Origin of the sequence: Pseudomonas capeferrum (genome assembly GCF_000731675.1) — a bacterium.
GTDB classification, from domain to species: Bacteria; Pseudomonadota; Gammaproteobacteria; order Pseudomonadales; family Pseudomonadaceae; genus Aquipseudomonas; species Aquipseudomonas capeferrum.
The window spans coordinates 165,433-180,569 of the sequence record NZ_JMIT01000006.1; the positions used below are offsets into that span (position 1 = coordinate 165,433).

Below are 15,137 nucleotides of genomic sequence, written 5' to 3' on the forward strand. Positions count from 1 at the left end.
CCTGGCGGAGCAGGAAGCGGGCTGTGCCAGCCCCGCTCCCCTTCGCGTCACGTGTTATTCGGTTTCCAGATCGATATCGATACCGAGCGAACGGATCTCTTTGATCAACACGTTGAAGGACTCGGGCATGCCCGGCTCCATACGGTGATCGCCATCCACGATGTTCTTGTACATCTTGGTACGGCCGTTCACGTCGTCCGACTTCACTGTGAGCATTTCTTGCAGGGTGTATGCCGCGCCGTATGCTTCCAGCGCCCACACTTCCATCTCCCCGAAACGCTGACCACCGAACTGCGCCTTACCACCCAGCGGCTGCTGAGTAACCAGGCTATAGGAACCAGTGGAACGCGCGTGCATCTTGTCGTCCACCAAGTGGTTCAGCTTGAGCATGTACATGTAACCAACGGTCACAGGACGCTCGAATTTGTTGCCGGTACGGCCGTCGAACAGCACCATCTGGCCGCTTTCTGGCATGTCTGCCAGTTTCAGCATGGCCTTGATCTCGCTTTCCTTGGCACCGTCGAATACCGGGGTAGCCATAGGCACGCCCTTCTTCAAGTTGTGCGCCAGGGCGAGGATCTCTTCGTCGGTGAACTCTTCCAGGCTTTCCTGACGACCGCCGATCTCGTTGTAGATCTCGGTAAGGAACACGCGCAGCTCAGCAGCTTTGCGTTGCTCTTCGATCATCCGGTCGATCTTCTCGCCCAGGCCTTTGGCCGCGAGGCCCAGGTGGGTTTCAAGGATCTGACCGACGTTCATACGCGAAGGTACGCCCAGCGGGTTCAGTACGACGTCGACCGGAGTACCGTTGGCGTCGTGCGGCATGTCTTCGACCGGCATGATCACCGAGACCACACCTTTGTTACCGTGACGACCAGCCATCTTGTCGCCCGGCTGGATGCGGCGGCGGATAGCCAGGTAGACCTTGACGATCTTCAGTACGCCCGGTGCCAGGTCATCGCCTTGCTGCAGCTTGCGCTTCTTGTCTTCGAACTTGTCATCCAGCAGACGACGGCGATCGACGATGTAAGCCTGGGCTTTTTCCAGCTGCTCGTTCAGAGCATCTTCGGCCATGCGCAGTTTGAACCACTGGCCGTGCTCCAGACCGTCCAGTACTTCGTCAGCGATCACGGTGCCTTTCTTCAGGCCCGCACCACCGTCGACCACTTGGCCGTTCAGGGCGGAACGCAGACGCTCGAAGGTTGCACCTTCGACGATGCGGAACTCTTCGTTGAGGTCCTTGCGGATCTCGTCCAGCTGCATCTTCTCGATGGCCAGGGCGCGGCTGTCGCGCTCAACGCCGTCACGGGTGAAGACCTGAACGTCGATGACAGTACCTTTGGTGCCGGTTGGCACACGCAGGGAGGTGTCTTTGACGTCGCTTGCCTTCTCACCGAAGATTGCGCGCAGCAGCTTCTCTTCCGGAGTCAGCTGGGTCTCGCCTTTCGGAGTGACCTTGCCGACCAGGATGTCGCCAGCGCCGACTTCGGCACCCACGTAGACGATACCGGCTTCGTCCAGCTTGTTCAGCGCAGCTTCACCCACGTTCGGGATGTCTGCGGTGATTTCCTCTGGGCCAAGCTTGGTGTCACGCGCCACACAGGTCAGTTCCTGGATGTGGATCGTGGTGAAGCGGTCTTCCTGAACCACACGCTCGGACAGGCAGATGGAGTCTTCGAAGTTGAAGCCGTTCCACGCCATGAACGCGATGCGCATGTTCTGACCCAGTGCCAGTTCACCCATATCGGTGGATGGACCGTCGGCCATGATGTCGTGACGCTTGACCACATCACCTTTGCTGACCAGCGGACGCTGGTTGATGCAGGTGTTCTGGTTCGAGCGGGTGTACTTGGTCAGGTTGTAGATATCTACACCTGCTTCACCGGTCTCGACTTCGTCATCGGCAACACGCACGACGATACGGCTGGCATCGACCGAGTCGATCACGCCGCCACGACGGGCTACGACGCAGACGCCGGAGTCACGGGCAACGTTGCGCTCCATGCCGGTACCTACCAGCGGCTTGTCAGCGCGCAGGGTCGGTACAGCCTGACGCTGCATGTTCGAACCCATCAGTGCACGGTTGGCGTCGTCGTGTTCGAGGAACGGAATCAGCGACGCTGCGACCGAGACAACCTGCTTCGGCGAAACGTCCATCAAGGTGACGTCTTCCGGCGCCTTGACGGTGAATTCGTTCAGGTGACGAACCGCTACCAGCTCATCGATCAGTTGCTTCTTCTCGTTCATCGCGGCCGAAGCCTGGGCGATGACGTGATCCGCTTCTTCAATGGCCGACAGGAACACGATGTCGTCGCTGACCACGCCTTCCTTCACCACGCGGTACGGGCTTTCCAGGAAGCCGTACTGGTTGGTGCGGGCATAGGCCGCCAGGGAGTTGATCAGACCGATGTTCGGACCTTCAGGGGTCTCGATCGGGCACACGCGGCCGTAGTGGGTCGGGTGTACGTCACGGACTTCGAAGCCAGCACGCTCACGGGTCAGACCGCCAGGGCCGAGTGCAGAAACACGGCGCTTGTGGGTGATCTCGGAGAGCGGGTTGTTCTGGCCCATGAACTGCGACAGCTGGCGGGAACCGAAGAACTCTTTCACCGCCGCCGCTACCGGCTTGGCGTTGATCAGGTCTTGCGGCATCAGGCCTTCGCTTTCAGCCATCGACAGACGTTCCTTGACCGCACGCTCGACGCGCACCAGGCCAACACGGAACTGGTTCTCGGCCATCTCGCCAACGCAACGAACGCGACGGTTACCCAGGTGGTCGATGTCGTCGACGATACCTTTGCCGTTACGGATGTCGACCAGGGTCTTGAGGACCTCGACGATGTCTTCCTTGCTCAGCACGCCCGAACCTTCGATCTCGGTACGACCGATACGACGGTTGAACTTCATGCGGCCTACGGCGGACAGGTCGTAACGCTCGGCGCTGAAGAACAGGTTGTTGAACAGGGTCTCGGCAGCATCCTTGGTTGGCGGCTCGCCTGGACGCATCATGCGATAGATTTCGACCAAGGCTTCCAGCTGGTTGCTGGTGGTGTCGATCTTCAGGGTGTCGGAGATGAACGGACCGCAATCGATGTCGTTGGTGTACAGGGTCTCGATACGGACAACCTGCGCCTTGGCGACCTTGATCAGCAGCTCGGTGGTCATCTCGGTGTTGCACTCGGCGAGGATCTCGCCGGTAGCCGGATGCACGATAGCCTTGGCAGTGGTGCGGCCCAGGACGTATTCCATAGGAACGTCGAGCTGCTTGACGCCGGCTTTCTCGAGCTGGTTGATGTGGCGCGCAGTGATACGGCGACCCTGCTCGACAATGACCTTGCCGGTTTCGTCATGGATGTCCATGACCGCGACTTCACCACGCAGACGCTGCGGTACCAGTTCCAGGCTCAGTTTTTCGCCGGAAACGTGGAACACGTTGGTGGTGTAGAAGGTGTTCAGAACCTCTTCGGTGCTGTAACCCAGCGCGCGCAGCAGTACCGATGCCGGCAGTTTGCGGCGACGGTCGATACGCACGAACACGCAGTCCTTCGGGTCGAACTCGAAGTCCAGCCAGGAACCACGGTAAGGAATGATGCGAGCGGAGTACAGCAGCTTGCCGGAGCTGTGCGTCTTGCCACGGTCGTGGTCAAAGAACACACCTGGCGAACGGTGCAGCTGGGAAACGATCACACGCTCGGTACCGTTGATTACGAAGGTACCGTTCTCAGTCATCAGGGGGATTTCACCCATGTAGACTTCTTGCTCTTTGATGTCCTTGATCGCTTTGTTCGACGATTCCTTGTCGAAGATGATCAGGCGCACCTTGACCCGCAGTGGGACCGCGAAGGTCACGCCACGCAGGACACATTCCTTCACATCGAAGGCGGGTTCGCCCAGGCGATAGCCTACGTACTCCAGGGCAGCATTGCCGGAGTAGCTGATGATCGGAAATACCGATTTGAAGGCCGCGTGCAGGCCGACGTCGCGGAACTGATCCTTGGATGCTCCCGCTTGCAGGAATTCGCGATACGAATCCAGCTGGATGGCCAGGAGGTAAGGCACATCCATGACGTCCGGCAACTTGCTAAAGTCCTTGCGGATACGTTTTTTCTCAGTGTATGAGTAAGCCATCAGCGTTCCCCAGCTTGGTCACCTGCTTGTTTGGCTTCTCCCGGCGGGAGCAGCCAGAAAATCGTGCAAACCCCTTGGTTTGCGCCACCCACATGGGTGTCTTGCAGCTCGCTATCGGGGCCGATCTGATCGGCCACCAATAACGGAAAAAGGCCGGTGGCATAAGCCACCAGCCATCAGCCTTGTGCTCAACGCTCAGGCTGGCATCGCAAAGTCGAAATTACTTCAGCTCGACTTTAGCGCCTGCTTCTTCCAGCTTCTTCTTAGCGTCTTCAGCGGCTTCTTTCGAAACGCCTTCAGCTACGACCTGAGGAGCGCCGTCGACTTTCTCTTTGGCTTCTTTCAGGCCCAGACCGGTCAGTTCACGAACGGCCTTGATCACGTTTACTTTCTTCTCACCGGCTTCAAGCAGAACAACGTTGAATTCGGTTTGCTCTTCAACAACGGCAGCAGCAGCAGCTGGGCCAGCAGCGGCAACAGCAGCGGTAACGCCGAAGGTTTCTTCCATAGCTTTGATCAGCTCAACAACTTCCAGAACGGTTTTCTGGCCGATTGCTTCGATGATTTGCTCGTTAGTCAGGGACATGACTTAAATCCTGTATTGGGGTGACAGCCTTCGCAGCCATCAAATTAAACAAATGATTTTGAAAGAGGTTACGCCGCCTTAGGCAGCAGCAGCTTCTTTCTGGTCGCGAACGGCCGCCAGAGTACGAGCCAGCTTGCTGGTAGCGCCTTGAATCACGCTCATCAGACGTGCGATAGCTTCGTCACGGGTCGGCAAGGTAGCCAGTACATCGATCTGGTTGGCGGCAATGAACTTGCCGTCAAACGCAGCTGCCTTGATCTCGAACTTGTCCTGACCCTTGGCGAACTCTTTGAACAGACGAGCAGCAGCGCCCGGGTGTTCGTTGGAGAAAGCGATCAGGGTCGGGCCAGTGAAGGCGTCGTTGAGGACACTGAATTCAGTATCAGCAACAGCGCGCTTGAGCAGGGTGTTACGTACGACACGTACGTAAACGCCAGCTTCACGAGCCTCTTTACGGAGTCCGGTCATTGCGCCTACAGTCACACCACGGGCATCAGCCACGACAGCGGACAGAGCGACTTTGGCAGCCTCGTTGACTTCAGCGACGATGGCCTTCTTGTCTTCGAGTTTAATTGCCACGGGTTTACTCCTGGTTTCTACCGTTTCATCTGGCCGAAGCCGGATGTCGTTTTGGTGTCTGATTCGATAACGAATCGGGAGCACCATCTGCGTAGGCTGGTGGTTTAAGACTTGCGTCGCCTACGGTCTTGGATAGCCCCCGCCAGGCAGGGACCCCAATTTTTGCTGGCAGCACGACACGTCGTGCCGCCATGGTCTTACGCGTTCAGCGAACCTTGGTCGATGACCAGGCCTGGGCCCATGGTGGTGCTCAGGGTAACGCGCTTGACGTAAATACCTTTCGAAGAAGCTGGCTTGATACGCTTCAGATCAGCGATCAGGGCTTCAACGTTTTCCTTCAGCTTGACGGCTTCGAAGCCGACTTTGCCAACGGAGGTGTGAATGATACCGTTCTTGTCGGTACGGTAGCGAACCTGACCAGCCTTGGCGTTTTTGACAGCGCCGGCTACGTCTGGAGTCACGGTACCAACTTTCGGGTTAGGCATCAGGCCGCGAGGACCCAGAACCTGACCCAGTTGACCTACAACGCGCATAGCATCTGGCGATGCGATAACAACGTCATAGTTCAGGTCGCCGGCTTTCATTTCAGCAGCCAGATCGTCCATACCTACACGGTCAGCGCCGGCAGCCAGAGCGGCCTCAGCAGCTGGACCCTGGGTGAAGACGGCAACGCGTACGGTCTTGCCAGTGCCGTGTGGCAGCACAGTAGCGCTACGAACGACCTGGTCGGATTTACGCGGGTCAACGCCGAGGTTGACAGCAACGTCGAAGGATTCGCTGAACTTCACGGTGGACAGTTCGGCCAGCAGCACGGCTGCTTCTTCGAAGTTGTAGACTTTGCCAGCTTCGATTTTCGAAGCAATAGCCTTTTGGCGCTTGGTCAGCTTAGCCATTACACACCCTCCACGTTCAGGCCCATGCTGCGGGCAGAGCCAGCGATGGTGCGCACAGCAGCGTCCAGGTCAGCAGAGGTCAGATCAGCCTGTTTAGTCTTGGCGATCTCTTCGAGCTGAGCACGGGTCACGGTACCGACTTTGACGGTGTTCGGACGAGCCGAACCACTGGTCAGGCCAGCAGCTTTCTTCAGCAGAACCGAGGCAGGGGTGCTCTTGGTCTCGAAAGTGAAGCTACGGTCGCTGTAGACAGTGATGATCACAGGAGTCGGCAGGCCGGCTTCTTGACCCTGAGTACGGGCGTTGAAGGCCTTGCAGAATTCCATGATGTTCACACCGTGTTGGCCCAGTGCTGGACCAACGGGTGGGCTTGGGTTGGCCTGGCCGGCCTTAACTTGCAGCTTGATGTAAGCCTGAATCTTCTTAGCCATGAGCTACTCCAAAATCGGGTACGAACGCCAGAAGGCTCCCCGGATGACTTGCGTTTTATCCCAGTGACGACAAAACCCCGCAGCACACAGGGCTGCGGGGTATGGGATGCTTCGTCCGCCTAGACCTTTTCGACCTGGCTGAACTCGAGCTCTACCGGGGTAGAGCGGCCGAAAATGAGCACCGCCACCTGGAGGCGACTCTTTTCGTAGTTAACCTCTTCGACACTGCCATTGAAGTCTGCGAACGGACCGTCAATGACTCGAACCACTTCACCTGGCTCGAACAGCGTCTTCGGCTTCGGCTTGTCGCTACCATCGGCAACGCGACGCAGGATAGCCTCAGCTTCTTTATCAGTGATTGGCGCAGGTTTGTCTGCGGTACCACCGATGAAGCCCATCACACGAGGGGTATCCTTGACCAAGTGCCAAGTCCCTTCGTTCATCTCCATCTGGACCAGTACATAGCCAGGGAAGAATTTGCGCTCACTCTTGCGCTTCTGGCCGTTACGCATTTCAACGACTTCTTCGGTCGGAACCAGAATTTCGCCGAAACCGTCTTCCATGCCAGCCAGCTTGACGCGCTCGATCAGCGAGCGCATCACATGCTTCTCGTAACCCGAGTAAGCATGCACTACGTACCAACGCTTAGCCACGGGACACCCTTAGCCAACAATCAAGGAGACCGCCCAGCCGAGCAGGGAATCAAGACCCCACAACAGCAGCGCCATAACCAGAACTACAGCCACGACAATCAGCGTGGTCTGAGTGGTTTCTTGGCGGGTCGGCCACACGACTTTACGGATCTCGGTACGAGCTTCCTTCGCCAACGCAAAGAACGACTTACCCTTCGCAGTCTGCAGGGCAACAAAGCCAGCAGCCGCAGCCAGGGCGAGCAATGCAAGGACGCGATACAGGATTGGGGAGGCGGAGTAATATTGATTACCCACGACGCCAACAACCACCAAAGCAACTACAGCCAGCCACTTGAACAGATCAAAACGCGATTCTTGGGCTTCAGTTTTGGGAGTCATCGGGGAGGATCCTGTGAGAAGAAAGCCAATCACACCGAGGTGAATGGCAGGTCAGGAGGGAATCGAACCCCCAACCTACGGTTTTGGAGACCGTCGCTCTGCCAATTGAGCTACTGACCTGTAACGCTGTATCAGGCCGGCCATTATACCGGCCTGATCAAGTAAATCAACTACTTATTCGATAATTTTTGCTACGACGCCTGCGCCGACGGTACGACCGCCTTCACGGATAGCGAAGCGCAGACCGTCTTCCATTGCGATGGTCTTGATCAGCGTGACAGTCATCTGAATGTTGTCACCTGGCATTACCATTTCAACGCCTTCCGGCAGTTCGCAGTTACCGGTCACGTCAGTGGTACGGAAGTAGAACTGAGGACGGTAGCCTTTGAAGAACGGAGTGTGACGGCCGCCTTCTTCCTTCGACAGGACGTAGACTTCTGCGGTGAACTTGGTGTGCGGCTTGACCGAACCTGGCTTGACCAGAACCTGGCCACGCTCAACGTCGTCACGCTTGGTACCACGCAGCAGAACGCCGCAGTTCTCGCCAGCACGACCTTCGTCCAGCAGCTTGCGGAACATCTCAACACCAGTGCAGGTGGTGGTGGTGGTGTCACGCAGACCAACGATTTCCAGCGGATCCTGAACGCGGACGATACCACGCTCGATACGACCGGTAACAACGGTACCACGACCCGAGATCGAGAATACGTCTTCGATTGGCATCAGGAACGGCTTGTCGATAGCACGCTCTGGCTCTGGGATGTAGCTGTCCAGAGTTTCAACCAGCTTCTTGACGGCAGTGGTGCCCATCTCGTTGTCGTCTTTGCCTTCCAGCGCCATACGAGCCGAACCGATGATGATCGGGGTGTCGTCGCCTGGGAAGTCATAGGTGGACAGCAGGTCGCGAACTTCCATCTCGACCAGTTCCAGCAGCTCAGCGTCGTCTACCAGGTCAGCCTTGTTCAGGAAGACCACGATGTAGGGAACGCCAACCTGACGGGACAGCAGGATGTGCTCACGGGTTTGCGGCATCGGGCCATCGGCGGCCGAGCAAACCAGGATCGCGCCATCCATCTGGGCGGCACCGGTGATCATGTTCTTCACGTAGTCAGCGTGACCTGGGCAGTCGTCGTGAGCATAGTGACGAATGTTCGAGTTGTACTCGACATGAGCGGTGTTGATGGTGATACCGCGCGCTTTTTCTTCTGGAGCCGAGTCGATCTTATCGAACTCAACGACTGCCGAACCGAAAACCTCGGAGCAGACGCGAGTCAGAGCTGCAGTCAGAGTGGTTTTACCATGGTCAACGTGGCCGATAGTGCCAACGTTCACGTGTGGTAGGGAACGATCAAACTTTTCCTTAGCCATCGATACAATCCTCCGCAGAAGAAATAGTCTTACGCTGATAAAACAAAGGCAGATATTTTCATATCTGCCTTGTTTATATGGAGCTCTTGAGCGGACTTGAACCGCTGACCTCACCCTTACCAAGGGTGTGCTCTACCAACTGAGCTACAAGAGCGAAACACTTTGCGCAAAACCCAGCAAACTTGGAGCGGGTAGCGGGAATCGAACCCGCATCATCAGCTTGGAAGGCTGAGGTTCTACCACTAAACTATACCCGCGGAGCTTGCGGCTCTCGCTAAAACTGGTGGAGGGAGAAGGATTCGAACCTTCGAAGCTCTCGCAACGGATTTACAGTCCGTCCCCTTTGACCGCTCGGGAATCCCTCCAGATGTGGCCGGCATTCTATTTGGCTGCCGCCCTAGTGTCAAGCTATTTTTCAAATTTTTTCAATCAAATCTGAAACTTAGCTGCGTTGACACCGCTTCCAGTTCCGCCACCTGAGTGGTGTTCCCTGTGAAGCGGGCGCCATTCTATCAAGCTATTCGCCAGTTGCAATACCCTGGCAGAAAATAATTTTATGTTTTAAGTCTTTGAAATCACTGGAAAGTGCGGCGAGTACGGTTTGGTCCAGCAACCGCTCGCTTTCCGGGGAAACCTTAAGCCAGAGACCATCGGCCCCCGGCAGCTGACCCGACACCGGCAATGCATTGATATCCAGGCTCAGCAAGCGCTGACGCAGTGCATCAAGCTGCTCTTTACCCGCCAGGCCACCGACAACCAGGCACTCATCGCGACGTCGGGCCGGTGTGGACACGCCTGTTTCACGCAGCAGGCGGATCTCTTGTTGGTTACCTTTGTACAACGATAGCGGGGCGACATCCTTGACCTTGAGCGGGGCTTCCTGTTGATGCCAGACGTAATAGAAGACGTTGAGCACCAGCAACAGCAGAAACAACCAACGCATAAGCACCTCAGTCCAATGGGCAGGCCATTGCCAGGCCAACGAATACCAGGTCAGGGACCACCCGCGCCTGCGGCGCAGCTTCACGCACCAACGGCGCATCCCCGCCGGTAAGGAACACGGTAAAATCCTCCCCCCACAGCGCACGCGCCTGTTCGAGCTGAGTCCGAGCAAAGCCTTGCAGCATTAATACGCAACCACGCTCCACAGCCTCGACGGTTGAGCGCCCCGGGGCAAGGCTGGTCAATGCACGCGCTGCCGAAGCATCGTCATAGCGGATACGCCGGGTATGTGTACGCAACTGACTACGCATCAGCGGCATCCCCGGACAGATATAACCACCCAGGTGCTCGCCATCGGCGGCGATGAAGTCAGCCTTGGCGGCGGTCCCCAGGTCGATCACCAGGCAAGCACCCTTGGCCAGGTGAAACGCACCCAACGCTGCGAGCCAGCGATCCATGCCCAGGCGTTGATAGTCTTCATAGCCGTTACGCACCCCCGCTGCTTGCTGCGCAGGCTCTGCGACTTGCGCCACCACACGGAATGCCTGGCCGATCAGCGCACAAAGTGCAGCAGTTTCTTCCTCGCTGCGCACACTGACAATACGGCAACCCGACAAACGCAGCGACGCCAAGGTACTGACCTCGGCCACCAGCGACTGGTCCGAATCGACAATACCGCCGCCCACGATCGTAGCGTCGCCAGCATGAATGACCCGCCACTTGATAAAGCTGTTACCGCAATCGAGCTCAAGAATCATCACGCAACCTCAAACTGAGCTCACCACCGCTGAAGCTCTTTTCCACACCGTCGACCTCAAGGCGCAAGCCGCCCTGCCCGTCCACACCAAGCACCACCCCATCGATCCGGGTGCTGCCGGCAACCAGCGATACGTTACGCCCCTGCCATAGATGCGCTTGCTCCCATTCCTCCTGGAATGCGGCAAAACCATAGCGGCGGTGACGCGCCAATTCATGTTGCAGTTGCTGGCTGAGCATCGCCACCAAGTGATTGCGATCAACTGCGGCGCCAACCTCACGTCGCATCGAGGTCCACGCCTGGTCGACCTGGTCATTGGTCTGCATGTTCACATTAATGCCAATACCAAGCACCACGTGACAGACGTCTGCCGGGTCGCCGACCAGCTCAAGCAAGATGCCCGTGATCTTCTGCCCACGCACAAGCACATCATTGGGCCATTTGAGCCCCACATCCTTTACACCGAAACCTTGCAGCGTACGCATTACCGCCAACCCCACCACCAGGCTCAGCCCTTCGAGCTGGCGCATGCCGCCTTCGACCCGCAAGACGAGGCTGTAATAGAGGTTTTCTGCAAAGGGGCTTACCCATTGACGACCGCGGCGGCCACGCCCGGCATTCTGGCGCTCGGCCAGCACCAGAAAAGGAGCAGCCTGCCCCTCACCCGCAAGCCGCAGCCCTTCGGCGTTGGTCGAATCAATGGTTTCGTGGATGAAAACTGGCCACTGCTCGCCCTCGGCAAACTCGGCGATCGCCTTCGCTTCGAGCAGGGCCAGAGGCGCCGCTAACTGGTAGCCGCGGCCACGAACCTTGTGAATGGTGAGGTTCAACTCAGTCTCCAGGTGCTGCAGCTGCTTCCAAACGGCGCTGCGACTCACCCCGAGGGCTGCCCCCAAGGCTTCTCCGGAATGGAACCGGCCATCCTTGAGGAGATTCAACAACTTCAGCATGCCAGTCTCGACTTGGAATAAGGCTGGCATGATAGCTATGGGTAGTGGCCTTGCATAGGAAAAGGGCCGCCCGCAGACGCTACCAACAGGGAGTTTCCAGCCGCAAAGACAAAACCCCTACCTGCTCGCGCAGATAGGGGTTTTGCGAAATGAATCTTGACGATGACCTACTCTCACATGGGGAGACCCCACACTACCATCGGCGATGCATCGTTTCACTACTGAGTTCGGGATGGGATCAGGTGGTTCCAATGCTCTATGGTCGTCAAGAAATTCTGTTGCCAGAACGTCCAGATGGACAGCCTAGCGAATTCGGATATGTGATGTTGTGATGTACATTCGAACTTTCGGTTCGTGCGTCTTCACCACCGCAATCTGCAGGAGCAAATTGCTTGGGTGTTATATGGTCAAGCCTCACGGGCAATTAGTATTGGTTAGCTCAACGCCTCACAGCGCTTACACACCCAACCTATCAACGTCGTAGTCTTCGACGGCCCTTTAGGGGATTCTAGATCCCAGTGAGATCTCATCTTGAGGCAAGTTTCCCGCTTAGATGCTTTCAGCGGTTATCTCTTCCGAACATAGCTACCCGGCAATGCCACTGGCGTGACAACCGGAACACCAGAGGTTCGTCCACTCCGGTCCTCTCGTACTAGGAGCAGCCCCTCTCAAATCTCAAACGTCCACGGCAGATAGGGACCGAACTGTCTCACGACGTTCTAAACCCAGCTCGCGTACCACTTTAAATGGCGAACAGCCATNCCCTTGGGACCGGCTTCAGCCCCAGGATGTGATGAGCCGACATCGAGGTGCCAAACACCGCCGTCGATATGAACTCTTGGGCGGTATCAGCCTGTTATCCCCGGAGTACCTTTTATCCGTTGAGCGATGGCCCTTCCATACAGAACCACCGGATCACTAAGACCTACTTTCGTACCTGCTCGACGTGTTTGTCTCGCAGTCAAGCGCGCTTTTGCCTTTATACTCTACGACCGATTTCCGACCGGTCTGAGCGCACCTTCGTACTCCTCCGTTACTCTTTGGGAGGAGACCGCCCCAGTCAAACTACCCACCATACACTGTCCTCGATCCGGATAACGGACCTGAGTTAGAACCTCAAAGTTGCCAGGGTGGTATTTCAAGGATGGCTCCATGAGAACTGGCGTCCCCACTTCAAAGCCTCCCACCTATCCTACACAAGCAAATTCAAAGTCCAGTGCAAAGCTATAGTAAAGGTTCACGGGGTCTTTCCGTCTAGCCGCGGATACACTGCATCTTCACAGCGATTTCAATTTCACTGAGTCTCGGGTGGAGACAGCGCCGCCATCGTTACGCCATTCGTGCAGGTCGGAACTTACCCGACAAGGAATTTCGCTACCTTAGGACCGTTATAGTTACGGCCGCCGTTTACCGGGGCTTCGATCAAGAGCTTCGCTTGCGCTAACCCCATCAATTAACCTTCCGGCACCGGGCAGGCGTCACACCCTATACGTCCACTTTCGTGTTTGCAGAGTGCTGTGTTTTTAATAAACAGTCGCAGCGGCCTGGTATCTTCGACCGGCATGGGCTTACGGAGCAAGTCCTTAACCCTCGCCGGCGCACCTTCTCCCGAAGTTACGGTGCCATTTTGCCTAGTTCCTTCACCCGAGTTCTCTCAAGCGCCTTGGTATTCTCTACCTAACCACCTGTGTCGGTTTGGGGTACGGTTCCCAGTTATCTGAAGCTTAGGAGCTTTTCTTGGAAGCATGGCATCAACCACTTCGTCGCCTAAAGGCAACTCGTCATCAGCTCTCGGCCTTGAAATCCCGGATTTGCCTAAGATTTCAGCCTACCACCTTAAACTTGGACAACCAACGCCAAGCTGGCCTAGCCTTCTCCGTCCCTCCATCGCAATAACTGCAAGTACAGGAATATTAACCTGTTTTCCATCGACTACGCTTTTCAGCCTCGCCTTAGGGACCGACTAACCCTGCGTCGATTAACGTTGCGCAGGAAACCTTGGTCTTTCGGCGTGGGAGTTTTTCACTCCCATTGTCGTTACTCATGTCAGCATTCGCACTTCTGATACCTCCAGCAAGCTTCTCAACTCACCTTCACAGGCTTACAGAACGCTCCTCTACCGCATCACCAAAAGGTGATACCCGTAGCTTCGGTGCATGGTTTGAGCCCCGTTACATCTTCCGCGCAGGCCGACTCGACTAGTGAGCTATTACGCTTTCTTTAAAGGGTGGCTGCTTCTAAGCCAACCTCCTAGCTGTCTAAGCCTTCCCACATCGTTTCCCACTTAACCATGACTTTGGGACCTTAGCTGACGGTCTGGGTTGTTTCCCTTTTCACGACGGACGTTAGCACCCGCCGTGTGTCTCCCATGCTCGGCACTTGTAGGTATTCGGAGTTTGCATCGGTTTGGTAAGTCGGGATGACCCCCTAGCCGAAACAGTGCTCTACCCCCTACAGTGATACATGAGGCGCTACCTAAATAGCTTTCGAGGAGAACCAGCTATCTCCGAGCTTGATTAGCCTTTCACTCCGATCCACAGGTCATCCGCTAACTTTTCAACGGTAGTCGGTTCGGTCCTCCAGTCAGTGTTACCTAACCTTCAACCTGCCCATGGATAGATCGCCCGGTTTCGGGTCTATACCCAGCGACTAAACGCCCTATTAAGACTCGCTTTCGCTACGCCTCCCCTATTCGGTTAAGCTCGCCACTGAATATAAGTCGCTGACCCATTATACAAAAGGTACGCAGTCACCTAACAAAGTAGGCTCCCACTGCTTGTACGCATACGGTTTCAGGATCTATTTCACTCCCCTCTCCGGGGTTCTTTTCGCCTTTCCCTCACGGTACTAGTTCACTATCGGTCAGTCAGTAGTATTTAGCCTTGGAGGATGGTCCCCCCATATTCAGACAAAGTTTCTCGTGCTCCGTCCTACTCGATTTCATTGATAAGAGATTTTCGTGTACGGGGCTATCACCCACTATGGCCGCACTTTCCAGAGCGTTCCACTAATCTCAAACCAACTTAAGGGCTGGTCCCCGTTCGCTCGCCACTACTAAGGGAATCTCGGTTGATTTCTTTTCCTCAGGGTACTTAGATGTTTCAGTTCCCCTGGTTCGCCTCTTGCACCTATGTATTCAGTACAAGATACTCAGCTTATGCTGAGTGGGTTCCCCCATTCAGAGATCTCTGGATCACAGTCTGTTTGCCGACTCCCCAAAGCTTATCGCAGGCTACCACGTCTTTCATCGCCTCTGACTGCCAAGGCATCCACCGTATGCGCTTCTTCACTTGACCATATAACCCCAAGCAATCTGGTTATACTGTGAAGACGACATTCGCCGAAAATTCGCATGCTGCTCAGTTAAGAGCACATCACAAATTTTACCTTAGCCTGATCCACTACCAGTGAAAGTAGTGTTCAGTCTATTTCTATCACATATCCGAATTTTTAAAGAACGATCTGACAAAAG

General features: G+C 56.0%; 11 protein-coding genes, 4 tRNA genes and 2 rRNA genes. All 17 read right to left on the reverse strand.

What is annotated here, in order from left to right:
* Window positions 1-54: 54 nt before the first annotated feature.
* Complete coding sequence (rpoB, locus tag PC358_RS26460) at window positions 55-4,128, reverse strand: DNA-directed RNA polymerase subunit beta (protein WP_033703493.1); 4,074 nt, start codon at window positions 4,126-4,128, stop codon at window positions 55-57.
* 220 nt (window positions 4,129-4,348) lie between these two features.
* Complete coding sequence (gene rplL, locus PC358_RS26465) at window positions 4,349-4,714, reverse strand: 50S ribosomal protein L7/L12 (RefSeq protein ID WP_033703494.1); 366 nt, start codon at window positions 4,712-4,714, stop codon at window positions 4,349-4,351.
* 78 nt (window positions 4,715-4,792) lie between these two features.
* Window positions 4,793-5,293, reverse strand: a complete 501-nt coding sequence (rplJ, locus tag PC358_RS26470; RefSeq protein WP_027595468.1) for a 50S ribosomal protein L10 — start codon at window positions 5,291-5,293, stop codon at window positions 4,793-4,795.
* A gap of 197 nt (window positions 5,294-5,490) precedes the next feature.
* Window positions 5,491-6,186, reverse strand: coding sequence for a 50S ribosomal protein L1 (rplA, locus tag PC358_RS26475; protein ID WP_033703496.1), 696 nt, complete (start codon window positions 6,184-6,186; stop codon window positions 5,491-5,493).
* Complete coding sequence (gene rplK / locus PC358_RS26480; protein WP_028633698.1) at window positions 6,186-6,617, reverse strand: 50S ribosomal protein L11; 432 nt, start codon at window positions 6,615-6,617, stop codon at window positions 6,186-6,188. The genes rplA and rplK overlap by 1 nt, the downstream gene beginning before the upstream one ends.
* Before the next feature lie 119 nt (window positions 6,618-6,736).
* A complete protein-coding gene (nusG, locus tag PC358_RS26485) occupies window positions 6,737-7,270 on the reverse strand; it encodes a transcription termination/antitermination protein NusG (RefSeq protein WP_003255501.1) in 534 nt (177 codons plus the stop codon).
* A gap of 9 nt (window positions 7,271-7,279) precedes the next feature.
* The gene (secE, locus tag PC358_RS26490) at window positions 7,280-7,648 is read right to left on the reverse strand and encodes a preprotein translocase subunit SecE (protein ID WP_027595465.1); all 369 of its coding nucleotides are present in this window, start codon (window positions 7,646-7,648) and stop codon (window positions 7,280-7,282) included.
* A 44-nt stretch (window positions 7,649-7,692) separates the two neighbouring features.
* A tRNA-Trp gene (locus PC358_RS26495) sits at window positions 7,693-7,768 on the reverse strand.
* Window positions 7,769-7,822: 54 nt separating this feature from the next.
* Window positions 7,823-9,016 (reverse strand): elongation factor Tu, encoded by a 1,194-nt coding sequence (gene tuf, locus PC358_RS26500; RefSeq protein ID WP_033703499.1) that lies wholly within the window; start codon window positions 9,014-9,016, stop codon window positions 7,823-7,825.
* Window positions 9,017-9,094: 78 nt separating this feature from the next.
* Window positions 9,095-9,170: transfer RNA gene (locus PC358_RS26505), tRNA-Thr, on the reverse strand.
* 29 nt (window positions 9,171-9,199) lie between these two features.
* A tRNA-Gly gene (locus PC358_RS26510) sits at window positions 9,200-9,273 on the reverse strand.
* Window positions 9,274-9,297: 24 nt separating this feature from the next.
* Window positions 9,298-9,381: transfer RNA gene (locus PC358_RS26515), tRNA-Tyr, on the reverse strand.
* Window positions 9,382-9,533: 152 nt separating this feature from the next.
* Window positions 9,534-9,959 carry a hypothetical protein gene (locus PC358_RS26520; RefSeq protein ID WP_033703501.1) on the reverse strand — a complete coding sequence of 142 codons (426 nt, stop codon included), beginning with the start codon at window positions 9,957-9,959 and terminating at the stop codon, window positions 9,534-9,536.
* 7 nt (window positions 9,960-9,966) lie between these two features.
* Window positions 9,967-10,716 (reverse strand): pantothenate kinase, encoded by a 750-nt coding sequence (locus PC358_RS26525; RefSeq protein ID WP_033703503.1) that lies wholly within the window; start codon window positions 10,714-10,716, stop codon window positions 9,967-9,969.
* Window positions 10,706-11,665 carry a bifunctional biotin--[acetyl-CoA-carboxylase] ligase/biotin operon repressor BirA gene (gene birA, locus PC358_RS26530; RefSeq protein ID WP_033703505.1) on the reverse strand — a complete coding sequence of 320 codons (960 nt, stop codon included), beginning with the start codon at window positions 11,663-11,665 and terminating at the stop codon, window positions 10,706-10,708. The genes PC358_RS26525 and birA overlap by 11 nt, the downstream gene beginning before the upstream one ends.
* A gap of 154 nt (window positions 11,666-11,819) precedes the next feature.
* A 5S ribosomal RNA gene (gene rrf, locus PC358_RS26535) occupies window positions 11,820-11,935 on the reverse strand.
* Window positions 11,936-12,068: 133 nt separating this feature from the next.
* Window positions 12,069-14,961 (reverse strand): 23S ribosomal RNA (locus tag PC358_RS26540).
* Window positions 14,962-15,137: the final 176 nt, after the last annotated feature.